Origin of the sequence: Corallincola holothuriorum, from assembly GCF_003336225.1 — a bacterium.
Classification (GTDB): domain Bacteria; phylum Pseudomonadota; class Gammaproteobacteria; order Enterobacterales; family Neiellaceae; genus Corallincola; species Corallincola holothuriorum.
Genome location: NZ_QPID01000001.1, coordinates 405,588 through 430,584 on the forward strand (window position 1 = coordinate 405,588; position 24,997 = coordinate 430,584).

The following is a 24,997-nucleotide window of genomic DNA, read 5'->3' on the forward strand; positions in this document are numbered from 1 at the left end:
TTTTGCTTAACGCTGTAACACCAACACACCGATCTGATAGGTCGCCGGCAACTTATCATTGCTCAGGCGGAATGGTTCGTAGCCCGAAAGTAACCGCTGCACATCTAACTTACTCAAAGGGCTCTTGCGCTTATTCTCGGTCACCACATTAGCACCTACCGACTTCAATTCTCGGGTTAATGCAGTCAATCGCTGGTACTCAAGTGTCAGCGGTTCAACTTGAAGTCTTGCCACGCTAAAACGCTGTGTCTGTAGTTGTTCTGAAATATGCTCCGCGCTGAGGAAGTCATTCACATGGCGGTAATCATCCACTGAGCGCCATGCTTGTTCTAATTCAGCCAGTGAACCACGCAATAAGGTTGAAACTACCGCGCGCCCACCAGGCTTTAATACGCGATAGATCTCCCGCAATGCCTGGTCAAGATCGTGGCACCATTGCACCATGAGGTTGGAATACAAGGTATCAACGGTCGCATCTAACAGTGGCAAAGACTCCGCATCCCCCTGCAACCAAAGGCATGAATCATCAGGGTATTGGCATTGCGCATGCTTGAGCATTCCCCGCGATAGGTCGATAGCGATAACGGCATCGGCGTTTTGCTGGATCTTACTTAGCTGCAAGCCCGTGCCACAGCCTAAATCCACCGCAACTCCGAGCGTCGGGCTTGGGTCTAAACATTGCCACAAACATTCGGCAGCATAACGCTGCAGCCTTGCGGCATCATCATAACTCTCTACAGCACGGCCAAAACTGGTTGCGATACGTTGTTTACTGCTGTTCGACGACAACCCTGTATTCCTCTGCGATTGCGGTGACAAGTGCTGCTATATCTTGTGCTTCATGGCTGGCGCTGATGGTGATCCTTAATCTCGCGCCGCCGACCGGCACGGTTGGTGGTCGAATCGCTCCTACCCAAAAGCCGCGTTCTTTAAGGCGCTCAGCTAACGCCATGGTGATAGCTACATCGCCAAGCAAAACAGGTTGAATAGCCGTGCTCGAGTCACCTAGCGGTAAACCGGCATCAGCAGCTTGTTGGCGAAATAGCATAATGTTCTTTTCAAGTAACTCTCTGCGCCACGGCTCCTCTTTCACTAAGCTGAGTGAAGCAAGCACAGCACACGCCTGTGCGGGTGGCATTGATGTTGTGTAGATGTAGTGACGACCAAACTGTTTCAGATACTCGATCACCGTATTACTGGCCGCAACAAACGCACCACCAACGCCTAACGCTTTACCAAAGGTTGCCATATAGATACGGATCGCTTGCGGCATTACCTGGGCTAGGCTGCCGCGGCCGTTGCCGGTCACACCAAACGCATGGGCATCATCAACCATCAACCAAGCGTCGTGTTGATTACACAAAGAAGCAATATCATGGATCGGCGCGGTGTCACCATCCATGCTGAAAACCCCTTCAGTCACCACCAGTTTGTTGCGACCAGATTGCTGAAGACGTTGCCCAAGATTGGCCAGATCGTTGTGCTTAAAGCGGGTCATTCGTGCGGCGCAGTTCAATCCACCGTCAATTAAAGAGGCGTGATTAAGCTTATCTTGGATCAGTAGATCCTCTTTGGTCAGCAACGTAGCTAACACGGCTGAATTAGCCGCAAAGCCAGAGTTAAACAGCAATGCACTTTGTTGGCCAGCAAAGTCAGCGACAGCTTCTTCCAGTTCAGCATGGGCGTGGTTATAGCCTGTAATAAGAAAGGAGCCGCCCGAGCCGCAACCGTATTTATCTGCGCCGGCTTTCCATGCTGCGATCACTTTAGGGTGATGGGCTAGGCCAAGATAATCGTTACTGGCGAAATTAAGATAACGCTGACCGTCACCTTCCTGATCCAACGCCAAATAACGACCACTGCCGGTAACAAATAGATGTCGCTGCCGCTGCAATGACGCTAAACGGCGCGCATCTAATTCATCTGCCAGATGTTCAAACGCCATCGCGATTAATTGGCTTCGTAGAACATTTTGTCCTGCTGGCTTTCAACCACGGCGGACATAAGAACCTGCTCATGGGCCTCGTCACTGGCTTCTTCGCGCTGCTCCACTTTGATGCCCAGCGTATTGAACAAGCGGTGATCGTCAGAAGTTTCAGGATTGGGTGTTGTCAGCAGCTTATCACCATAGAAAATCGAGTTGGCACCAGCAAGGAAAGCCAAAGCTTGCATCTGGTCATTCATCTTTTCGCGGCCAGCAGACAAACGCACATAAGAAGCAGGCATCAAGATACGCGCGACGGCAATAGAGCGAATAAACTCAAATGGGTCGAGGTCATCCACTTGATCAAGCGGGGTGCCTTTTACTTTAACCAGCATATTAATTGGTACGCTTTCTGGCTGCATTGGCAAGTTAGCCAATTGCACCAACAAACCGGCACGGTCCTGACGGCTTTCCCCCATACCGACAATACCACCTGCACATACTTTCATTCCTGCAGAACGCACATGGGACAACGTGTCTAAGCGGTCCTGATAAGTTCGGGTGGTAATGATTTCACCATAGTATTCAGGTGAGGTGTCTAGGTTATGGTTGTAGTAATCCAGCCCGGCCTGGCCTAGCACTTCTGCTTGCTCTACCGTCAATTTGCCCAGCGTCATACAGGTCTCCAGACCCATCTCTTTCACGCCTTCAACCATCTGCACCAAATAAGGCATATCCCGTTCTTTTGGATTGCTCCACGCAGCCCCCATACAAAAACGGCTTGCACCTTTATCTTTTGCTTGAGCCGCTTCCTGCAAAACTTTTTCAACTTCTAGCAAGCGCTGGCGTTCAACATCAGTATGGTAATGCCCACTTTGCGGACAGTACTTGCAATCTTCTGCACAGGCGCCGGTTTTAATCGACATCAACGTACTGACCTGGACTTGGTTCGGATCGAAGTTGGCACGATGAACGGTTTGCGCCTGGAACATTAAATCGTTAAAAGGTAATGCAAATAGCTCTACAACCTGTTTAACGGTCCAGTGGTGACGGGGTGATTCAGTCATCGGGATAACTCTTCCATTGATTCTTTTGATATTCCCGCTAGTCTACTTCAGCTTACGACCCTGTCAACGCAGACCAGAATCAAAGGTTTACAACAGAGTATTAAATGAGCAATAACAACCCAAATATTGATGTCGACTTTGACAAGAACCACCTATGGCACCCATACACATCCGCGCTAAACCCATTGCCATGCTTCGGAGTAGCGTCCGCGAGCGGTGTCAGGATCAAGCTTGATGATGGACGGGAACTGATCGATGGCATGAGCTCATGGTGGTCTGCGATACATGGCTATAACGTGCCTGCGCTTAATGACGCTGCAACCACTCAGCTTAGTAAAATGAGTCACGTTATGTTTGGTGGCCTTACCCATGCGCCGGCCATTGAACTCAGTAAGAAACTACTGGCACTGTTACCTAAGCCATTGTCACAGGTGTTTCTTGCCGACAGCGGCTCGGTTGCCGTCGAAGTCGCATTGAAAATGGCGCTTCAGTATTGGCAAGGAAAGCTCCAGCCCGCTAAGACCAAGTTTGTCAGCTTTAAACGCGGATACCACGGCGATACGTTTGGGGCGATGTCGGTATGCGATCCCAAAACAGGCATGCACTCCCTGTTTGAAAACGTATTGGCCAAGCAACTGTTCGCCGAGCCACCAAAAAATATCACCGAAGGCGAATTTGACCCGGCATCGCTAGAGCCACTGGCACAGCTACTAGCAACACAACATGAACAGATCGCTGCCGTTATTATTGAGCCCGTCGTACAGGGCGCTGGTGGTATGCGTATCTATCATGGCGCCGTTTTAGACCAGCTACGGGCACTGTGTGACCACTATAATACGCTGCTCATATTCGATGAAATAGCCACAGGTTTCGGCCGCACAGGCAAAATGTTCGCGCTTGAGCACGGCGAAAGTGGTGCCGTGGTACCGGATATTATCACCGTGGGCAAAGCACTTACCGGCGGATACATGACCCTTGCTGCTACGGTGTGCACAAAAGAGGTCGCGAACGGTGTGTGTGAAAGTGAAGCGGGGGTATTCATGCACGGCCCTACATTTATGGGTAACCCCCTCGCCTGCGCTGTCGCTTGTGCCTCACTCGATCTGCTGGCCACGCAACAGTGGCAATCCCAAGTGGCAGCAATTGAGCAACAACTCCATCGTGAATTAGCTAAATGCCGGGATCTAGCTGCCGTCGCAGATGTACGTGTCATCGGTGCTATTGGCGTGGTTGAAGTGAGAGAAGATGTGAACGTCGCCGAGATCCAGGCATTCTTTGTTGAACAAGGAGTTTGGATCCGCCCGTTTGGCACACGGATCTACGTCATGCCGCCATACGTTATCGCCGCTGAAGATCTTACACAGTTAACGGATGCGATCTATCAAGCGATCGCATCGGGGGTCGGTATTAGCTAGACACTAAGCAAGCATCAATTTGACGCTGCTTAGCCTAAGCCCCAAAGGTATAGATACCATTAGACACTTCGACGTTAGGTGGGCGTTTGTGTTCGTTAAAGTAGTCATAACCTTGTTTAAGGTTTTGCCAAAATTCGTACCACTGATTGTCCCGGTACTTGGCAAGCGCATCATTTTCTAACTCAAATGGAAATGCATGTACTCTGAAATAGGGCTGGCCTGACCTTAATGCCGCAACTGCTAATGCGTATATTTCGTTTATGTAGCTATCAGTCATCGCGTAGCAGCCGATCGAAACACAGTTGCCATGTACCATCAGCGCGCTACCTGTTCGCCCATGATAACGGTCGTAGCGATTGGGGTAACCGAGGTTAAAAGACAGGTGAAACTGGCTCCATGGGTTTAATCGTCCAGCGTTTACAAAGTAGAACCCTTCGGGGCTTTGGTAATCCCCTTCCTTCACCTTCGGTCCCAGATCGCCGGAGAAATCGCAAATATCGTAGCTTTTAAAATGTTTAAACTCACCGCTGGCCGATTCCAACCATAATTCGAGTACGCCAGGCGTCTTAAATATACGGATAAATATCGGCGCACCGTATTTCAGCCCTTTGGCTGCCAGTGCCTTCTTTAATGCCGGTTCGACCTGTGCAATGGCGGTTTCTGAACGGGCACTGGTAGGGAGCTCTACTGCCCACAAACATGGGACAAAGCTGCATAACATTGTCGCCCAGGTAATCCACTTAAATTTCATAATCCCTTCAAATCGTGTGTATTAGCTGCTAACCCAGTTTCTGCTAACCCAGTTTCTGCTAGCGCAGTAAAAATCTTGTGGCGTGAAAATGCGTGGGTTAACCACGTTCCTTATGGTTCTACTTTACAGCCAAATTTAAGCTCAGCTTGATCTGGCACTTCAAACCTTGGCTCCATAAAGTTGAACATCATATCTGTAACTTCGAACGAGTATACTGCGGGATCTTTTTCCGCATTACGCTGTGAGACTCTCTGTTTCCGTAACGCCTTAGGGGCGTCGACAAAATGCAGTTCTGGCTCAATACCTAACGCTCTTGCTTTGTCGGCAAATGCCGCGCGCTGCTCACGCGTAGTAAAACCTAAATCGAGTATGACAATACCTTCAAGCATCAAAATCTGCTTACTTACTTCCCATATTTGGGCGTAACAACGTTCCACCCGTTCGATCATCCAGCTGTAATCCAGTGACACCATATCTTTGGAATACAGAGTTTGCATCCATGGGTCTATCGAAAAACGGACGGCGCCCAGCTCATTGGCAAGGGACAACGAATAGGTTGTTTTACCGGCACCAGTCGGGCCACACACTAAGATCATCCTTGCCATATCGTGTCTCTCCTTCTTTGTATCGCGCTAGAGTTGAGCCGTTAGAAGTTTTGTCAGTGCCTTCACAGCCGCCGGCCTATTTTTTGCTAATTTAAAATGCTTGGGGATATGCAGCAAAAATACCGAGTGTTTGTAATGAGATAGATTTCGGTCTTTAGCGGTTAAGTAGTCTAAGACGAGAGCAGCATGTTTGCGAGACCATGCCCAAAGCAATTTACCCTTCACATCGCAGCACCAATACAGATCAGCTGGCAAACGAATGAATGTCGATTTTCTAAAACCGCAGTGTAAGCAGCTGATGCTGCCTGACAACCGGCTCTTCGCTAGCGGAGCTGGTTTCCTAGCCAGATTGATAATACAGCCTTTCTCGCTAGTTTTAACATCCTGACACAGCGCGGGCCGCCCGCAATTCGGGCATACAACATCAAACTGTTTAGGAGGGGAATACCATTCGTATAAATAGGTCATGGTCAGATCTCGGTGACGCTATTCAAACCTCAATCTCACAGTGTTCGTACGAGAGCCACGTCTCAGTAGGCAATAAATCATCGCCTTTGCACAAGATTGAATAAATAGCCCTAGTGCTAAAAACAAATATTGTGGCTTTTGACCCGACTGTCTATTTGGCTTGTTCATTCGTTTCACGGGTGTCAACACGTATTAGATGAAAATGGCAGAATAATGCCTGATAAAACAAACCGATGCATAAGCTAGTAGCTAGCAAGGTACATGACACTTGTAGCCATGAGGCCTTTGGCAACTTCAACAACCTTAGTGAGCAGTTCTCCCTCACCTTGTTCAACCGACACAGTGCTAAACGCCACTGTAGAAGCAACAAGAGCCAGAATCAGAAGCCAGCTTAGTGTCACGCTATAGGTTGAATGCCAAGCGGGGAAACAACCGAAGATCCAGTAGATACCTGGCGCACTTAGTGCTGATGTACCCAAAGCAGCAACGAAGGCAATAGCTACGCAATATGTCATACTATTGAGAAACATAACGTTAAGTAGAAAGCACGTGCTTCCTATCTCCATTTAGAGAGCATGCTTGCTATCACCGAACTTGCCCAGCAGGCGGGCTCGTCTGGGATCATGCATCTCGCACTTAACTTATTGACTAATTTCAACAAATCTCGCACTAATTGCAAATGCCTTTATCTCATTTCTTGACACAGCTTTGGCATAGGAAGCCAGTCCAAATCAGGGGAACTGTAAGGGTACACAGCAAGAAAGTGTGCAACTTAATTTGTTGCGGGCAACAAAAAAGGGGCTTATTAGCCCCTTCTCTTATGGTTTACCGCAAACTTAGTTAGTCCGGCGTTTTCTCAGCGCAACACCAACTAAGCCTAAACCGAGCAGCGCTAGTGTGGCAGGTGCCGGCACCTGATATTGAATACCACCGATAGCGCCGGAGCCGCCAAATGTGACGTCGACACGGTCGAAGGTGGTACCTAACAGTGAGGCGGTGATCGGGTTAATTTGGTTGATGGTGTTATCGCCAAAAACCGCATTGCTGCCGTAGGGGCCAGTATTACCGACCAATGCACCAAAGCCAACGCTTTCGAGTAGTGTGTCGCCATCATAAAATGATGCGAAGAAACCACCGTCGATGCCGTACTCTGACGGACCCTCGATATCAACCAGTACAAAACTAAAACTGAATAGGTCAACATCAAATGCGAAACTGATCGTACCTGCGTTTGGTCGTGTGCCCTCGTCGTCTGGAAGGTCAAGCACGCCATCGTCGGCACCTACGTTGTTTTCAGCAATGATAAGAATATTGCCTAAATCGGTATCGGTTGGCAGGTTGCCGCCTGACCAGGGTGATTCCAGGTCGGGATCTCGAGTCGCATCTTTATTGGTATCAAATGCTGCAACGTAATCGAAACCACGATTTGGGTTGGTGCCCGACACTGTGACCCCATCAAACTGGTCGTTTACAATCTCGCCATGGCTTAACGCGTCAAGATCCATCGAGAGAGGCGCGGCGCTAACGCTCAAAGGTAGAGCGAGGCTAGCAAGCAGTAATCGTTTTAGCATTCACTTGGTTCCGTTCAAGTTTATCTTGATAATGAATGGTAGGTTAGCAGTCGCTTAGGCAGGGCTCAAGCGAGTGTTCGAAAGTTTTACAGTTAGCAACAAAAAGCGGCCATTTTTGCTGAAAATAGCCGCTTTTAACTAAAAACTTGGGATTGGTTGAACCAGTAGTTAAGTGCCCGACTTGCTTACGTCACCTCTTCAAATGCACAATCCTGAATAATCTCTTTCAGCTCTGGTACACATGAGCCGCACCCTGTACCCGCAGTGGTTTCACACTGCAGCGCATCAAGATCAGTCGCGCCATTTTTTACTGCGGCACAAAGCGTTTTATAGCCCACCTGCTTACAAGCGCACACAGTGCGTCCTGCTGCCAGTGAGCCTTGTGCTTTACCGCTCATAATACTGCGCATCGCTTCGCTGCCCAGAGGCTTATCTAGCAGCGTGGCTAACCAGTCATAGTCGTCTCGTTGCAGGCGTTTACCAACGATATAGCAGCCCAACAAGCGTCCCTCTTTTAATACGGCGTAGCGATAACTGCCCGTCGCAGTATCAATGAAGCTAAGCTTTTGCTCGCCGATAAAGGGTTGCATGCGCGCTTGCAACAAACCGGCGACGGTATCACTACCTTGCAGGCTGGCCATGCGATAGAGAATGCCCTGCTCGACGCGTTGGTTGACCCAATATTCCGTTTCATGGATGGGAGTGTCATCCGTGGTGAGTAACAAGGCTTCACTTTGACGAAACCAAGGGCTGACTTTTACTGGTGTATGTTTGAATTCTGGTTGGCCGGATGTGGGGTCCACTTCCGGTGACACCAGTGCGCCAACCCGAGCTCTAGATGAGGTAACGCCGGTCCAGTGGATCGGCATAAAAATCTCACCCTGACGCATACGCGCGGATGTTTCTACCCGTACTAATGCGCTGCCGTGGTGACTTTCCACATTGGCGAGGCCTTCCTTTTCCAAGCCAAACTGTTTCGCGGTATCAGGGTGGATCGATATAAATGGCTCTGGCAAGTGGGCGTTCAGCTTAGATGCTAAGCCTGTACGCGTCATGGTATGCCATTGGTCGCGAATACGCCCACTATTCAATACCAGTGGATAGTTGTCGCTGACATCTTGCGCCGGTTGTCGATGCTTAACTGGAATAAGCCGGGCACGGCGGTTTGGCGTGTAGAAATTTCCTTCAGCAAAAAAGCGTTTATGTAGACTGATGTCGCCTTTCGTTATCATCGGCCATTGGAACGGCGTCAGTGCATCAAACTCTTCGTTACTCATATTACTGAAAGCGCTGATATCGAAGTCGCGCGAACCGTCGTTTTCATATCCAGACAGCTGTGCATGCTCGGCAAATATCTCGCCTTCGTGGGAGAAGTTAAACCCTTGTTTATATCCCATGCGTTTGGCGACTTCACAGATGATCCACCAATCGGCCATGGCTTCACCTGCTGGCGGTACAATAGCGCGCTGCCGCGAAATTCGCCGCTCTGAGTTGGTGACTGTACCTGATTTTTCTGACCAACCGCGCGCCGGTAACAATACATTGGCTAAACGGGTGGTATCTGTATCTGCTATGCAGTCCGATACGACCACAAAATCACACTTCTGTAGCGCAGCCTTTACGCGATCGGCATCGGGCAAGCTGACGACAGGGTTAGTCGCCATGATCCAAACCGCTTTGATCTCGCCTTGTTCCATCTTATTAAACAGATCGACCGCTTTGGCACCTGGCTCTGTGGCCATTGTCGGCGAATCCCAAAACGTCTGCACCCGTGCAATGGCATCGTCAGTAAACTCCATATGGGCAGCCAGCATATTGGCCAGTCCACCCACTTCGCGTCCACCCATCGCATTAGGCTGACCGGTAATCGAAAACGGGCCCATGCCGGGGCGTCCGATACGACCCGTTAACAGATGACAATTGATGATCGCGTTGACTTTATCCACGCCACTGGTGGACTGGTTTACGCCTTGAGAATATACGGTGGTGACTTTTTCTGTGGCAGCAAACAGCGCCATAAATTCGGTCAACTTAGCGTTATCTATACCTAACTTTGTGGCGATTTGTTGTAAATCACCCAAATCGCCCTGATCGGCATGGGCGGCGTGCAGTGCCTGCTCGGCCCCTTCGGTATATTTGGAAAGATACTCAGGATCTTGATGATCGTTCGCTGCCAGATAAGCCAGTAATGCATTGAACAGTAAGACATCGCTGCCGGGCTTGATCGGCAAGTGTAGATCGGCGATATCGCAGGTATCTGTTACCCGTGGATCGATCACAATGATCTTCATGTTTGGCCTGTCTAACTTGGCCTGCTTTACCCGCTGAAACAGGATGGGGTGACACCAGGCTAAATTCGAACCAACCAGCACAAGTAGATCTGCCACTTCAAAATCCTGATAACAACCAGGTACAGTGTCAGTACCAAATGCACGCTTATGCCCCGCCACCGCAGATGACATGCAAAGTCGGCTATTGGTATCGATGTTGGCTGAGCCAACGTAGCCTTTCATCAATTTGTTGGCGACGTAGTAGTCTTCGGTGAGCAACTGGCCGGACACATAGAGCGCGACAGAGTCTGGCCCGTGGGCATCTATCGTATCGCGAAACTGCTTCGCTACCGTATTCAGTGCCTGTTGCCAGTTAATACGCTGACCATCTTGATAGGGGTGCGTTAAGCGCCCGGTGGGTACAACCGTGTCGCCTAGCGCGAGTCCTTTAGAACACAGCTTTCCATAATTCGCTGGGTGGGATTTGTCACCGCGAATAGTGACCTTACCCGATTCATCTGCATTGGCTTCAACGCCACACCCGACGCCACAGTATGGGCAGGTTGTTTTCACCCAGTCGTTGGTCATGGAATACTCCTAATAAACATCTCTGCGTTGCTTTGGTGCAATACCCTTGCCACACTGGCAAAACATCGTAAAACCCCCGCCGTAACGGCATTTCAGCCTTAGTACCTTAAATTGACAACTCGTTAAAGCTGCCCCGGCTGCACTTTATTGGCGCAAGATAAAAGTGCAACCTAGATCACATTGGGCAAGCAGCTTGTCAAAACACTACCTATAGCGAGATAGACCTACTACCCCTACTCATAGAGTGGATTTAGACACCACCAATCGAGGCTGGCAAATAAATCATTAAATTACAGTGCGTTAGATAAAAACAACCAATCAAAAACACAGTTGGCCTCAACCTTGCTTTGTACCTAGTTAAATAGCGTTGTTTTTACAACCAGCAGCAAGTTTGAGGGTAAATGATGGGAAATAAGATTATCGCGCTGAACAATGAAACAAGAGCGCTTAAGCAGCAGTCAACTCCATCAAAGTCAGCATCTTCGCAAGGTAAAGTCTGGTTGGTCGGCTCGGGCCCAGGTGACGCTGAACTACTAACAGTTAAAGCTCTGCGCATTATTCAACAAGCAGACCTAATTCTCTACGATGCGCTGGTCAGCGATGAAATTAGGGCGTTGTTTCCAGAACAAACCGCTGCGCTGTTTGTCGGCAAATCGAAAAATCATCATAGTATCAGCCAGTCGGCACTAAACGAGTTGTTAGTCACTAAGGCGGCTGAAGGATTTAACATCTGCCGTCTTAAAGGAGGCGACCCGTTTATATTTGGTCGTGGCGGTGAAGAAGCCTTAACCCTGCGCAAGATTGGCGTTGATGTAGAGATCGTGCCAGGTATCACTGCGGCATCGGGCTGCACCAGCTATGCAGGTATCCCACTCACTCACCGCGGTATGGCACAAGCTTGTACCTTTATTACCGCCCACGGTGAAACCGGACTTAACCTCGATTGGCATGCCCTTGCCCGCCCGGCACAAACGCTAGTTATCTATATGGGGCTAAGCAAACTTCCTGATATTCGCCGTGAACTGTCTTATCACGGTATGCCAACCAACACGCCGGCCGCTTTGATTTCCAATGGCTGCCGTCCAGAACAACAAACCGTTATAGGCACATTAGAAACGTTGCCCGAATTGGCAAAGCAACACCAGTTGCCATCTCCAACATTGGTCGTTATTGGCGAGGTAGTTACGTTAGCCCCTGCCCTTAACTGGTTTAACACTTTAATCGAATCAGAACAGCACGAGCTGTCAGCATAATTTAGAGGGATCCCACTATGACAAATAAAACGAAAGTCATTGTTGTCGGTAATGGCATGGTTGGTCATAAGTTCATTGATGAACTTAGCAGCCACCAAGCCGCTGATAGTTATGAAGTAACCACTTTTGCAGAAGAGCCTCGTTTGGCTTATGACCGCGTCCAGTTGTCGAGCTATTTTACTGGCGCAACGGTTGATGATCTAATGATGACCAGCGAGGCTTATTACGATGAGCGTCAGGTACGTTATCTGGTGAATCAGCAAGTTGTCTCTATCGACAAAGAAGCCAAAACTATCACCACGGACAAAGGCATCGTAGAAAGTTACGACAAGCTGATCCTGGCAACGGGCTCTTTCCCGTTTGTGCCACCAGTACCAGGGCATGAACAAGAACACTGCCTGGTTTACCGCACAATTGAAGATTTAGAAGCAATCACCGCATCCGCCGAAGGCAGCAAAGTCGGTGTTGTTGTGGGTGGTGGCCTATTGGGCCTGGAATGCGCCAACGCGGTTAAGAACCTTGGCTTACAAACCCACGTTGTCGAGTTTGCACCACGCCTGATGGCAGTGCAGTTAGATGAAGGTGGCGGTAAGTTACTGCGCCGCAAGATTGAAGATATCGGCGTGACTGTTCATACCGAAAAGAACACCACTGAAATCGTTGCTGGCGAAACCTGCCGTTATCGCATGAACTTTGCTGACGGTAGCTTCCTGGAAACCGATATGATCGTTTTCTCGGCAGGTATCCGTCCACGGGATAACCTGGCACGTGAGTTTGATATTGAAGTAGGCCCACGTGGCGGCATTGTGGTTGATGACAAATGTCAGACCAGCGCTGAAGATATCTACGCCGTGGGTGAATGTGCCCTCTGGGACGGTCGTATTTTCGGTTTGGTCGCGCCGGGTTACCAGATGGCCAAAGCCGCCGTTGACCAGATCACCGGTGGTGACCTTGAGTTTAAGGGCGCAGACATGAGCACCAAGCTCAAGCTGCTTGGTATTGACGTTGCCAGCATCGGTGACGCCCACGCCAATACAGAAGGCGCCCAGTGTTACACCTTCTGTGATGAATACACGCAGGTTTACAAAAAGTTGGTTGTTTCTAGCGACAACAAAAAGCTTTTAGGCGCTGTTCTGGTGGGTGATGCTGACGCATACGGTTCACTGTTGCAGCTTCACCTAAATGATATGGAGCTGCCTGAGTCACCGGAAGTCTTCATTTTACCTGCAATCGACGGCGAAGAAGCCAGCGCCGGACTTGGCGTAGATGCTCTGCCTGACAGCGCTCAGATCTGTTCTTGCCATGACGTCACCAAAGGCGACCTGATGGCGGCGGTACAAGCCGGCGCGACAGATATAGGTGCCATCAAGGGCGCGACTAAAGCGGCTACCGGTTGTGGTGGTTGCCTGGCCTTAGTGGGTCAGGTGATGAATGCCGAACTACTGAAGCTAGGTGTCGAAGTTAACGACAATATCTGTGAGCACTTTGACCATAGTCGCCAAGAGTTAGCCGACATTGTTCGAGTTAAACAGATAGGTACCTTTGGTGAGTTGTTGGCCGAACATGGCCGTGGTGATGGTTGTGAAATTTGTAAGCCCGCCGTTGGTTCTATCTTGGCTTCTTACAACAACGAATATGTACTGAAAGACGAACATATATCGCTGCAGGACACTAACGACATCTTCCTTGGCAACATGCAAAAAGATGGCACCTACTCTGTTGTTCCCCGTGTTCCTGGCGGCGAAATCACCCCTGAACAGCTTATTGCGATTGGTGAAGTAGCGAAAGAATATGACCTCTACACCAAGATCACTGGCGGCCAGCGCGTCGACTTGTTCGGTGCTCAGCTCCATGAACTGCCACCTATCTGGGCCAAGCTCATCGACGCTGGTTTAGAAACAGGTCACGCCTACGGTAAATCACTGCGTACTGTTAAGAGTTGTGTGGGGAGCACTTGGTGTCGTTATGGTGTTGATGACAGCGTCGGTTTGGCTATCGAAGCAGAGAACCGTTACAAAGGCCTGCGCGCGCCACACAAAATCAAGTTTGCCGTATCCGGTTGTACCCGCGAATGTGCCGAAGCACAGAGCAAAGATGTCGGTATTATCGCCACTGAAAACGGTTGGAATTTGTATCTGTGTGGTAACGGTGGCATGCGCCCTCGTCATGGCGATCTGTTTGCTAGCGACCTCGACAAAGAAACGCTGATTAAGTACATCGACCGCTTCCTGATGTTCTACATCCGTACCGCTGATCGCTTACAGCGTACTTCGGTTTGGATGGAGAACCTTGAAGGTGGTTTGGACTATCTACGCAAAGTCGTGATCGAAGACAGCCTGAATATCGCCGACGAGCTGGAAGCAGAGATGGCGAAGGTGGTTGCGACATATCAATGTGAGTGGAAGACCACCATCAATGATAAAGAGAAGCTGAAGCGCTTTAGTCACTTCATCAATGCGGATGTGGGTGATGACAAACTGAGTTACGTCACCGAGCGTGGTCAGCGACGCCCAGCCACAGAAGCCGAAAAAGCCGCTGCAGCCGCAGGCACAGCACAAACCGAAGACCTCAACGTCGTTGAGTTAGTGGATTAAGGAGCAGGATCATGAGTAACGAAACTTGGATAGATATTTGTGACGCTGGTGATATCCACGCAGGCGTTGGTGTGTGTGCCTTACATCAAGGTGAACAAGTAGCGATTTTCCGCTCAGGTTGCGGTCAACAACTGTTCGCGATTGGTAACTATGACCCATTCGGCAAAGCCAATGTGCTTTCCCGCGGTATTACTGGGTCATTGCAAGGCGAGCCGGTGGTCGCGTCCCCCCTTTATAAGCAACATTTTTCACTGCGTGATGGCAGCTGTATCGAAGATGCAAGTGTTGCCATTCCTACTTACCCAGTTCGCGAACTGGAAGGCCGAGTTCAGCTGCAATCCCTCTGAGCATTTGGCAGGCGGATTTCCGCCTGCCGTTTTTTTTAATTCAGGCGGCAGAGCGAAGCTACGCTCTGGCAGCAAAATAAATATTAATTATAAAACGTGCCGTTAAAGGCACCAGGAGTTTGTAATGACTGGAGAAAAGTTCAACCTGATTTCCTTTACCGGAAAAATGAAGGTTTTACATGCCAGCTGGATCGCGTTCTTTATTACGTTTTTAGTTTGGTTTAACCACGCACCGCTGATGCAAGCGATTGCTGGTACATTAGGGTTATCGTCGCAGGAAATAAAAACCCTGTTAATTCTAAACGTGGCCTTAACGATCCCTGCGCGGGTCATCATTGGTGCCCTAACCGACCGCTTCGGCCCCCGTCTGGTTTATTCGGTGCTTTTAGCTGTCAGCTCTATCCCCTGTTTTATGTTTGCCTTTGCAGATACCTTCTTACAAGCTGCCATTGCCCGTTTTGCATTAGGTTTTGTGGGTGCCGGATTCGTTATCGGTATTCGTATGGTGTCGGAATGGTTCCCTGCCAATGAACTAGGCACCGCCGAAGGTATCTATGGTGGCTGGGGTAACTTTGGCTCAGCCGCAGCCGCTATTTCATTACCGACGGTTGCCCTGCTGTTCGGCGGTGACGAAGGCTGGCGATATGCGATTGCATCCACCGGTGCGATTTGTCTTTTCTACAGTGTTATCTACTACCGTACAGTCCGCAACACACCTGAAGGTTCTACTTACTTTAAGCCAAAGCAAGTCGGCGGTATGGAAGTGACCAGCAAGGGTGATTTGATCTTCCTGCTGATCATGAAAGTGCCAATGTATGCAGCGTTAGCCTTGCTGACCTGGAAGTTGTCACCGAGCAATATTGATATGTTAAGCAGCACCGTGTCATACGGTATGTATATCGGCCTAGTGTTCTTGTACATCTTTGACTCTTACAAAGTGATACAGGTAAACAAGAACCTGTTCAAAGAGCCAGTACCAGAGATTCATCAGTACAAGTTTAAGCAGGTCGCTGTATTGAATATCCTTTACTTCGCGACGTTCGGATCTGAACTGGCTGTGGTATCTATGCTGCCGCTGTTCTTCAGTGAAGTGTTCGCATTGGATATGGTTTACGCAGGTCTGTTGGCTTCTGCCTATGCCTTTATGAACCTGATGTCACGTCCTGGTGGCGGTTGGATATCTGACCGTTGCGGCCGTAAGAAGACCCTGCTTATCTTGACTGCCGGTTTAGCGGTTGGCTATCTGTGTATGGGTCTTGTTGATGGTACTTGGCCGCTTTGGTTAGCCGTTGCTGCAGCGATGGCATGTTCATTCTTCGTGCAAGCCGGTGAAGGCGCAGTATTTGCCGCTGTACCATTGATTAAGCGTCGTTTGACTGGACAAATAGCCGGCATGACAGGTGCTTATGGTAACGTGGGTGCGGTAACCTATCTGACAGTATTGTCGTTTGTTGACTATCAGACTTTCTTCTTTGTTATCGCCGGTACAGCCGTTGTTGGCTTTATCACGCTGCTATTTATGGAAGAGCCGAAAGGTCAGATGGCAGAAGTAAATGAAGATGGCACGGTTGAACTAATCACGGTAAGTTAGCCTTGATTGAGCGCAACTAGCTAGCTTGAAATGGGAGGTTATGCCTCCCATTTTTCTATGTTTTTACTGTGTGTTTTTTATTAGTTTAAAGCCCTGCAGGAAGCCATTGATGTCGGTTTTGAGTGTTCGCTTTGCCAGCCATAGTAGTGCTGGTGTTAAACAAAAAAATGATGACGCCTTGGCGGTGAAAGTTGCTCACGGTGGCGAGCTTGTACACAAAGGGATCACGGCTGTGATCGCTGATGGCGCCAGCTGTTGTAGCAGCGCCGAAATAGCCAGCCGCACCGCAGTGACCGACTTTATTAATAACTACTACAGTACGCCAGATAGTTGGACGGTTGAAAAATCAGCCACCCGTGTTTTGAGCGCGTTGAACAACTGGTTATTCGCTCAGGGCCACCGTGCACTGAACACCGAAGACAGCTTGGTAACGACATTAAGCGCGGCAATTATTAAGGGGCAAACCGCTTATCTTTTCCATGTCGGCGACAGTCGGATCTATCTTTATCGCGACAATGAACTGGCACTACTAACCCAGGATCATTGCCATTATCAGCGAGCCAATAAGCTTTATCTGACACGCGCCTTAGGTATAGATAACAAGCTCCAGATCGACTTTAAATCTGTGCCGCTGCAAGTAGGTGATCAACTGCTGTTCACTACGGATGGGATCCATGACGCGATCAGCCCGCAACAACTGACAGAACTGATGGCTTCGCAACAGGAGCTACAGGATAAATCAGATGCAATCGCTGCGTTCGCTGCTGATTCTCATAGTGACGATAACCTGACCTGCCTGCTTGTCGAGGTTGAGTCGCTGCCCTTGCAGACGATGACCGAAGCCCAGTCGATACTCACCTCAAAAGTGATCCCGCCGGTGATGGCTGTCGGTAACGAGATTGACGGCTACAAGATCGTGAAAGTGCTGCATAGCAACACGCGCAGCCATGTCTATCTTGTGGAGTCATCAGATGAGACCCAATGGGTACTAAAAGCACCATCAGAAAACTTTTCCGATGATCCGCAATATCTCGAAGGTTTTGTGCGCGAAGCCTGGGTCGGTGAACAGATAGATCACGATAACGTGATGCGCTGTCAGCCCGCGGATTCAGAAAGCCCGTTTCGCTACCATCTTTGCGAATACATAGATGGTATTACGCTTCGCCAATGGATGTACGACCACCCCACACCGGATATGGCGCTGATCCGCCCAATATTGAAACAGGTCATTAGCGGCATTCGTGCCTTGCAAAGGCACCAAATGGTGCATCGTGATCTTAAACCAGAAAACATCATGATCCGAAACGATGGAACGGTGAAACTTGTCGACTTTGGGACGGTACAGGTGGCGGGCTTAGATGAGATTGAGCGCTTTAATTTAGAAACCTGCCCAGTCGGCTCTGTTGACTATATTGCCCCTGAATACTTAATGGGACATAAAGGTACCTTTCAATCCGATCTGTTTAGCCTTGGCGTGATCGTTTACGAAATGCTTTGTGGTGAGCGTCCTTTCTCTTTGAAAGATCCAAAGCTTAACCCCCCAACCAGCCTTAATGTCTGGCAATATACGCCGCTAGCACACCGAAAAACCAAACGACCGCTGTGGATCGATTTAGCCATTAAGAAAGCGTGCTCTCCGAACCCTAAAAACAGGCAGCACGCGTTATCTGAATTTCTTCACGATATCTCGCAACCAAATGATGAACTGATTGAAAAATTTGAACGGGCACCGCTCATTGAGCGCAGCCCCCTCACCTTTTGGCAAGTGGTTGCAGGCCTATTGTTACTGGCTAACTTGGTGCAGCTTTACTGGTTTAACCGTTAGTTAGTTCGTGACGATCGCAATCACCGACGCATATGGTTCGGGTGCTATCTGCGCGTAGGCCTCGGGGCGCACCCGCCGGCAGTCCTGGCGGATAAAAGTCTCTATCCGTCGTTCATCTTTTTCGCTGACGATAACCAGATCTGCTTGATGAAGCTTTTTCACCATACCAAAAGAGAGATCATCAAGATCATCCGGTAGTACACAAGTTAACTGAACCGCAGCGCTAGCCTGCTCAGTGGCCTCACTTAGGTGCTGTTGGTATAGTTTTGCATAGTCTGTGTTGTCCGGATTTAACGCTTTACTGAAGAAGCCCTCCCAGAATCGCCGCCGATGACTGACCGTACTGAAGGTGCGCTTTATGTCGGCGCGTTTTGCCGCAGAAACCGCTATCAGTTGTTTCAGATGGCGCGGCAAAATTGCGCGGATGCGGAATTTTAACAGCCGAGTGAGTACGGGCGCAGCGCCCCCTGTTGCAATGGCGATCTGGCATTGCCCGTCATTGATAAGCGAAGGGCAAATAAAACTGCCCGTATTTGCATCGTTCGCGACATTACAAAAGATCCCGTCAGCTTCCGCCTGCTGTGCGATCGCCGTATTTAGTTTTGCACTGTTTGTTGCTGCGATAACTAACCATTGCCCTGCAAGCAGCTCTGCGGAATAAGAACGACATAGCCATTTGAGGTCATGCTTTTCCACCAACATGGTCGCTTCGTCAACCAGCTGTGGCGCCACGAGCGTCACCTTTGCTCCGGCTTCAATCAATGGCGAAAGTCGACGGCAACCAACCGCACCGCCACCTACAACGAGCACGTTCCGATCTTTCAGAGTTAAATATGCGGGATAGTAAAGCAAAAGAGCTCCTTAACGCTGCCGGCAAGCCTTGACGTTAAGGAGCTCTCTACCTAATGGCAAGAACTATTCACCAAATTAGAAAGTTGAGGTGAGTTGTAGCCAGAACTTGTCGGTGTCGGTTGCATGGTCATCGGCATCGTAGGAAGCATACTTACCGAGAATGCCAAAGTGTTTGTTGATCTTATATGAAGCAACCAGATCAATCTCTGTACCGTAGTCTGTGCTGCCCTCATCCGATTCGAAATTGTGATAGAAGGCGGCTAACTTAACACCCGCTACTGAGCCTGCGACTTTTACATAGGTATCGACAACACCATCACCTGGTGTAACGAGGAACTTGTCGGCAAAACCCTGGAATTTATGCAGCGTGGCCAACGGTGTTTTAAAGCTAACGCCATCGTCTGATCCCAGAACTTCGTAGCCAGCACTGACAGAAACAGGCTTGAACTTCACACTACCTTCAACCAAATAGTAATCTGCATCATAGCTGGCTGGGTTATCACCGGCGTCAGACTGCATCGCATAAGACGCTTTTAGTCCAAGCTTGGTCGTCTCGCTCAGCGCATAACCGCCGTTATAAACAAAACCAACGGTGTTGCTCGATAAACCATCGTTGTTATCGAAGTCGAGATAGTAGTCAAACGCCGTCACCTTACCAAATTTACCGGCATCATAAGTGAGGTTAAGCGCACCGATATTACCGTGCAGATCTGAGTCAGCACCATCTGGGCCAAAGATGCGGTTCACGTTCCAGATATATGATGCGTCAACAGAGAGCGCCTCGGAGAATGCGTATTCGACACGGCCACCATCATAAGTCTGCTCGTTTTGGCGCCAGCCAACACCGCCGACAAAACGTTGGTCACCGAGATTAATGCGCTGACGACCGAGCGTAGCAGTGGTATTTTCAAAGCCAACGTACTTTAAAAACGCTTGGTTCAGATCTGTGCCTTTCGGATCAGCAACCACTGGGTATTCAGTCTTTCCGTTCTCGGTACTGTTGTAGTTATCGTTACCCACAACCAATACATGGTCCGCTTCTACTCCGGCAATGAAACCACTGATAGGTGCTGACGTATAGGTAATGCGTGACTTTAATGTACTCGCGTTGGCTTCTTTGTCCTTACCGTCTTGGTCCACATATTCATAACGGTAGCGCATGCTTAGTTTGGTGCTACCTTCTTTAATACCGGTGGCTATATCGTCAAGTAACTCTGCTTGAACAGGTGCAGTGGCTAGGCCGATAGCCAAGGCGATCGGGCTAAGCTTGATAGCATTTTTCAGTGTATTAGATGTATGCATTAGTAGAACTCCCTTAAACATTATGTGACGCGATTAGATAAAGATATTGGTCGCGTGCAATCCCGAATCGCGGCTTATGAACCGTCTGTTATGTTTTGGTTACGGGTATGTAAAGGCAGGTTCCATGCCAACACTGTTGATTTAGATCAATATGTGACAGTTAGGTGACAAAAATATCTCTAAGGGGGTATGAAAATGACGAGGATACAAAAAAGCCGACTGACGTCGGCTCATTCAACGCCCCATTCTGGGGGCTTATTTAGTGCTTATAATGACTCGTCTTCACTAATTCGGGACGCCACTGCACTTTGTTGATCCTTGTATTTAGCGTCAGTGCGTTTGTTATAAGGGCGTGCAGCCGGCGCGGTGAGCGTTTCGAAGTTTAGTGCTCCGATCTTCATTTTGGGGCGCAATGCTAATGGCAACTTACCACTGTTATAGAACTCCAACACGATGCGTCCAGACCAACCCGGATCAATACGGTGGGCCGTCACGTGCACCATGAGTCCCAACCGAGCCAGTGAAGAACGACCATCTAACCAACCGACAATATCGGCGGGCAGTGTCACAGACTCATGGGTCACGGCTAATGCCAACTCACCTGGGTGCAGAAAGAACGCATCGCCATCGGCAATGACAATCTCTTCGCTCATCACCCGTTGCATTGCCGCCTGAACCTCTTCTCTGGGGCCACTCAAATCAATGTAAGGGGCGGTGTGATCATTGAACGTACGGAAGGTGTTACCCAAGGTGACATCGACACTAACCCCGCTAATCAGTTCGCTCGATGGCCGTGGATCAATGATTATGCGCTCTTCGTCTAAATAACGTTCAATATCGGTATCACAAAGTCTCATGCTGTTCCCCTATAGATCGGCGCGCTCATTAAAACGCTGACGCCTATTTTTCGCAACCTTTTGCTTATTGTATTTCGATAATAGGTACGTTATCGGTTGCGGCTTGATGCCGAGACCAAACAAACGCACCGACTTTTCTCGCCAATTCTATGTAAAGCTGGCTCACAGGCTTACTTGGATCGGCAGCGACTGAAGGGTTGCCAGAGTCGGCATCACTTCGGATCGAGGGTTCCAGCGGTAAACGCGCCAACAGCGGGACGCCCGTCTCTTTAGCTAACAGATCGCCCCCTTCTTTACCAAAGATGTGATTAATGTGGCCGCACTGTTCGCAAGAATAAAAGCTCATATTCTCTACCACGCCGCAAACGGGGATATTGACCTGATTGAACATATCCACACCACGCCTGGCATCAGAGAGCGCAAGATTTTGCGGCGTCGTGATCACAAGGGCGGCACTGACTGGTACTTTCTGCGCCAAGGTGAGCTGAATATCGCCGGTGCCCGGTGGCATATCGATGACCAGATAGTCCAGCTCAGGCCATTGGGTGTCATTTATCAGTTGTTGTAACGCACCCGAAGCCATTGGCCCGCGCCAAACAGCAGCTTTATCGCTGTCGATAATAAAGCCCAACGAGTTACAGACAATACCGTGAGCCGCAACGGGAGCCATTACTTTGCCGTCGGGTGACGCGGGCGTTGCACCTTCTACACCTAGCATAATAGGTACAGAGGGCCCGTAGATATCTGCATCTAGTAGGCCAACAGCAGCACCGTCATGGGCTAGCGCTAACGCTAAGTTAGCAGCCGTGGCTGACTTGCCCACGCCGCCTTTGCCACTCGCCACAGCAATAATACTTTTCACTTTACTGAGGTTTTCGCGGGATTCATCTACTAGGTAATCCGGCACTCGGGTTAAAATAGTTATTGCTATATCACCCAAACCATACTGCGCAACTAAGCGCTCAACCAGCCCCGTTAATTGGTCTTTGAATTCTTGATTAAAACTGCCAACAGTGATGGTAACTGCATTATTGTTTAGCTCTATCTGTGCGGACAACTGGCTTAACGTACGTCCTGTCAGCGGCTCTACTAAATCACCAACAGCGACTAAAAAGGCGGATCTATTATCGATTGTCATGGGTAATTCTTATCGTTCTGCGGGCTCAGAAGTGTATCACGTCAATTGTTTAGGCCGAAGCGGGTGCAAGCTGGCGCTGCTTCTAGTAAAATCCGCTTCCTTATAAAAGTGCAACGAATTCAGGATTTGGACGACACCATGTCGCGAAACATTTTGGTTACCAGCGCCCTGCCTTATGCAAATGGGCCGATCCATCTAGGCCACTTGCTCGAGTATATTCAAACGGATATCTGGGTACGCTTTCAAAAACTCCGTGGTCACGCTTGTCACTATGTGTGTGCCGATGACGCGCATGGCACGCCGATCATGCTTAAAGCGCAGCAATTGGGTATATCGCCTGAAGAGATGATTGCGCAAACAGCGATTGAGCATCAGCAAGACTTTGCCGATTTTCAGATCAGCTTTGACAACTATCATTCTACTCACAGTGATGAAAACAAAGCGCTGGCGGAGATGATTTACACCAGATTAAATGACTCTGGCTATATCAAGACCCGTACCATCAGTCAGCTATTCGACCCTGAAAAAGAGATGTTTCTGCCTGATCGCTTCGTTAAGGGCACCTGCCCGCGCTGCGACGCTGAAGATCAGAACGGCGATAACTGTGACAACTGTGGTGCCACTTATAGCCCAACAGATCTGAAACACCCTAAATCTGTCGTCTCAGGTGCTACCCCTATCCTCAAAGATTCAGAGCATTTCTTCTTCGATTTGCCACAATTTAAAAAGATGCTTGGTGAATGGCTCAATAGCGGTGCCCTGCAAGAAGAGAATGCCAATAAACTGAAAGAGTGGTTTGAAGGCGATCTCAAGCAGTGGGATATCAGCCGTGATGCCCCCTACTTCGGTTTCGAGATCCCTAACGCACCGGGTAAGTATTTCTATGTCTGGTTAGATGCGCCTATCGGCTACCTCGCCAGCTTTAAGAATCTGTGTGATAAGCGTGACGACCTGAACTTTGATGATTTCTGGGCACCCGGCTCCGATGCAGAAGTTCATCATTTCATCGGTAAAGATATCACCTACTTCCATTGTCTGTTCTGGCCTGCGATGTTACACGGCGCAGATCTACGCCAACCGACGGCGGTACACGCTCACGGTTATGTGACGGTCAATGGTGCGAAGATGTCCAAGAGTCGGGGTACGTTTATCAAGGCGCGCTCTTACCTTGATCATTTAAATCCTGAATATTTGCGCTACTTCTATGCGGCAAAGCTCAGCAGCAAAATCGATGATTTGGACCTGAATCTTGAAGACTTTGCCCAACGGGTAAATTCAGACTTGGTCGGCAAGGTGGTTAATATCGCCAGCCGTACTGCAGGGTTCATCAGTAAACGCTTCGACGGCACCTTATCAACCACTATCGCTGACCAAGCGTTACTTGATGAGTTCGTAAATGGGTCTGAGACCATTGCTGAGCATTATGAAGCTCGAGAGTTTGGCAAAGCGATGCGCGACATTATGGCATTGGCGGACAAGGCTAATGCCTATATTGCCGAGCAAGCACCATGGAAACTGGTGAAGACCGAAGGCCAAGAGCAACATGCCCATGACGTCTGTTCACTGGCGATCCACCTGTTCAGGATCTTGATGGTCTACCTTAAGCCTGTGTTACCAGCGATGGCTGCTGAAGTCGAACTGTTCCTAAATGACAGCTTAACTTGGGAAAGCACAACTAAGGTGCTTACAGGCGCTAAAATCAATAAATTCAAACCGCTAATGCAGCGGGTAGAGATGGATAAAGTAACCGCGATGGTTGATGCGTCAAAAGAGAATTTGCAAACAGCAAACGTGGCCGGTCCAGCTACTGAAACACCAGAGCAGGCTGAATCAGAACTGGCAAAAGATCCTCTAGCTGATGAGATACAGTTTGACGATTTTGCCAAGGTTGACCTACGCGTGGCACTTATCGCCAAAGCAGAAGAAGTGCCGGAAGCGAAGAAGTTACTGAAACTCACTTTGGATCTTGGCGGTGAAACCCGTCAGGTATTTGCAGGGATTAAGAGCGCCTACTCGCCAGAAGATCTGGAAGGTAAGTTAACCGTTATGGTCGCTAACTTGGCACCACGCAAAATGCGCTTCGGCATATCAGAAGGCATGGTGGCAGCCGCAGGGCCGGGCGGCAAAGAGATCTATATTCTCAGCCCAGATAGCGGTGCCAAACCCGGCATGCGTATCATGTAATATAGAAAGCCCGGATAGCTTAGTTATCCGGGTTCTTTTTTGCGTGACGCATTTTCTTCTATAAGGTGCGAAACTCGCTAACATTAGCGCACGGTACTTGGTCTATTTTTAAAGACTCCACAGTCGCTGTTCGCGGCCCAGTTTCTAACCACACCAACATGGCGCTAATTGCACTCAATTCGCCTTCGATTAATAATTCCACCCGACCATCCACCAGGTTTTTGGCATAGCCCGACAGTCCGCGCTTTAGCGCTTCCTGCTGAGTATAGTAACGAAAGCCAACACCTTGAACACAGCCCTCGACAAGACACAACCTCGCCTCTCGCATCGTTATTTTCGCCTCTTTTTCGTTTCCTGAAGTTTAGCTTGCGTTGAGTTAAGTCATGATTCTGCTA

Annotated in this window: 20 protein-coding genes; 7 read left to right on the forward strand and 13 right to left on the reverse strand. The window is 49.3% G+C overall.

Annotated elements, in window-relative coordinates; all coding sequences use genetic code 11:
• Nucleotides 1-6 precede the first annotated feature (6 nt).
• From bioC to bioB, 3 genes are read right to left on the reverse strand one after another with little or no spacing between them, the layout of a single operon-like run.
• Nucleotides 7-789, reverse strand: coding sequence for a malonyl-ACP O-methyltransferase BioC (gene bioC / locus DU002_RS01670; protein WP_158537929.1), 783 nt, complete (start codon nt 787-789; stop codon nt 7-9).
• Nucleotides 770-1,945, reverse strand: coding sequence for an 8-amino-7-oxononanoate synthase (gene bioF / locus DU002_RS01675; protein ID WP_114336607.1), 1,176 nt, complete (start codon nt 1,943-1,945; stop codon nt 770-772). Before bioF ends, bioC begins: the two co-directional genes overlap by 20 nt.
• 5 nt (nt 1,946-1,950) lie before the next feature.
• Nucleotides 1,951-2,991: a biotin synthase BioB gene (gene bioB / locus DU002_RS01680; RefSeq protein WP_114336608.1), complete on the reverse strand. Its 1,041-nt coding sequence runs from the start codon at nt 2,989-2,991 to the stop codon at nt 1,951-1,953.
• A 104-nt stretch (nt 2,992-3,095) separates the two neighbouring features.
• Between bioB and bioA the strand changes: the two genes are divergently transcribed.
• Nucleotides 3,096-4,406: an adenosylmethionine--8-amino-7-oxononanoate transaminase gene (gene bioA, locus DU002_RS01685; protein ID WP_114336609.1), complete on the forward strand. Its 1,311-nt coding sequence runs from the start codon at nt 3,096-3,098 to the stop codon at nt 4,404-4,406.
• 34 nt (nt 4,407-4,440) lie between these two features.
• Here bioA and DU002_RS01690 read toward each other — a convergent pair whose 3' ends face one another.
• The 5 genes from DU002_RS01690 to DU002_RS01710 all read right to left on the reverse strand — a co-directional run bounded on the left by DU002_RS01690 (nt 4,441) and on the right by DU002_RS01710 (nt 10,659).
• Nucleotides 4,441-5,157, reverse strand: a complete 717-nt coding sequence (locus tag DU002_RS01690; RefSeq protein WP_114336610.1) for a L,D-transpeptidase family protein — start codon at nt 5,155-5,157, stop codon at nt 4,441-4,443.
• 110 nt (nt 5,158-5,267) lie between these two features.
• Complete coding sequence (locus tag DU002_RS01695; protein WP_114336611.1) at nt 5,268-5,762, reverse strand: AAA family ATPase; 495 nt, start codon at nt 5,760-5,762, stop codon at nt 5,268-5,270.
• Between the two features lie 710 nt (nt 5,763-6,472).
• Nucleotides 6,473-6,745 (reverse strand): hypothetical protein, encoded by a 273-nt coding sequence (locus tag DU002_RS01700; RefSeq protein WP_147271756.1) that lies wholly within the window; start codon nt 6,743-6,745, stop codon nt 6,473-6,475.
• 321 nt (nt 6,746-7,066) lie between these two features.
• Nucleotides 7,067-7,801, reverse strand: a complete 735-nt coding sequence (locus tag DU002_RS01705) for a PEP-CTERM sorting domain-containing protein (protein WP_114336613.1) — start codon at nt 7,799-7,801, stop codon at nt 7,067-7,069.
• Nucleotides 7,802-7,986: 185 nt separating this feature from the next.
• Nucleotides 7,987-10,659, reverse strand: a complete 2,673-nt coding sequence (locus DU002_RS01710) for a nitrate reductase (protein WP_114336614.1) — start codon at nt 10,657-10,659, stop codon at nt 7,987-7,989.
• A 401-nt stretch (nt 10,660-11,060) separates the two neighbouring features.
• Here DU002_RS01710 and cobA point away from each other — a divergent pair, with 401 nt between their 5' ends.
• The 5 genes from cobA (at nt 11,061) to DU002_RS01735 (ending at nt 18,269) form a co-directional block, all read left to right on the forward strand.
• Nucleotides 11,061-11,912: a uroporphyrinogen-III C-methyltransferase gene (gene cobA / locus DU002_RS01715; RefSeq protein WP_325048483.1), complete on the forward strand. Its 852-nt coding sequence runs from the start codon at nt 11,061-11,063 to the stop codon at nt 11,910-11,912.
• Nucleotides 11,913-11,929: 17 nt separating this feature from the next.
• A complete protein-coding gene (nirB, locus tag DU002_RS01720; protein WP_114336615.1) occupies nt 11,930-14,506 on the forward strand; it encodes a nitrite reductase large subunit NirB in 2,577 nt (858 codons plus the stop codon).
• Between the two features lie 11 nt (nt 14,507-14,517).
• On the forward strand, nt 14,518-14,853 hold the full coding sequence (gene nirD / locus DU002_RS01725) for a nitrite reductase small subunit NirD (protein WP_114336616.1): 336 nt from the start codon (nt 14,518-14,520) through the stop codon (nt 14,851-14,853).
• A gap of 124 nt (nt 14,854-14,977) precedes the next feature.
• A complete protein-coding gene (locus tag DU002_RS01730; protein WP_114336617.1) occupies nt 14,978-16,444 on the forward strand; it encodes a NarK family nitrate/nitrite MFS transporter in 1,467 nt (488 codons plus the stop codon).
• Nucleotides 16,445-16,553: 109 nt separating this feature from the next.
• Nucleotides 16,554-18,269 (forward strand): bifunctional protein-serine/threonine kinase/phosphatase, encoded by a 1,716-nt coding sequence (locus DU002_RS01735; RefSeq protein ID WP_158537930.1) that lies wholly within the window; start codon nt 16,554-16,556, stop codon nt 18,267-18,269.
• Here the strand turns inward: DU002_RS01735 and DU002_RS01740 are convergent, their stop codons facing one another.
• From DU002_RS01740 to apbC, 4 genes are all read right to left on the reverse strand, one after another.
• Nucleotides 18,270-19,121 carry a precorrin-2 dehydrogenase/sirohydrochlorin ferrochelatase family protein gene (locus DU002_RS01740; RefSeq protein ID WP_114336619.1) on the reverse strand — a complete coding sequence of 284 codons (852 nt, stop codon included), beginning with the start codon at nt 19,119-19,121 and terminating at the stop codon, nt 18,270-18,272.
• Between the two features lie 75 nt (nt 19,122-19,196).
• Nucleotides 19,197-20,423 (reverse strand): alginate export family protein, encoded by a 1,227-nt coding sequence (locus DU002_RS01745; protein ID WP_114336620.1) that lies wholly within the window; start codon nt 20,421-20,423, stop codon nt 19,197-19,199.
• A gap of 266 nt (nt 20,424-20,689) precedes the next feature.
• The gene (dcd, locus tag DU002_RS01750; RefSeq protein WP_114336621.1) at nt 20,690-21,280 is read right to left on the reverse strand and encodes a dCTP deaminase; all 591 of its coding nucleotides are present in this window, start codon (nt 21,278-21,280) and stop codon (nt 20,690-20,692) included.
• A 64-nt stretch (nt 21,281-21,344) separates the two neighbouring features.
• Nucleotides 21,345-22,418, reverse strand: a complete 1,074-nt coding sequence (gene apbC / locus DU002_RS01755; protein WP_114336622.1) for an iron-sulfur cluster carrier protein ApbC — start codon at nt 22,416-22,418, stop codon at nt 21,345-21,347.
• Nucleotides 22,419-22,556: 138 nt separating this feature from the next.
• Here apbC and metG point away from each other — a divergent pair, with 138 nt between their 5' ends.
• Nucleotides 22,557-24,602, forward strand: a complete 2,046-nt coding sequence (gene metG, locus DU002_RS01760) for a methionine--tRNA ligase (protein WP_114336623.1) — start codon at nt 22,557-22,559, stop codon at nt 24,600-24,602.
• A 58-nt stretch (nt 24,603-24,660) separates the two neighbouring features.
• Here the strand turns inward: metG and DU002_RS01765 are convergent, their stop codons facing one another.
• Nucleotides 24,661-24,915: an acylphosphatase gene (locus DU002_RS01765; protein ID WP_233496363.1), complete on the reverse strand. Its 255-nt coding sequence runs from the start codon at nt 24,913-24,915 to the stop codon at nt 24,661-24,663.
• Between the last annotated feature and the right edge of the window lie 82 nt (nt 24,916-24,997).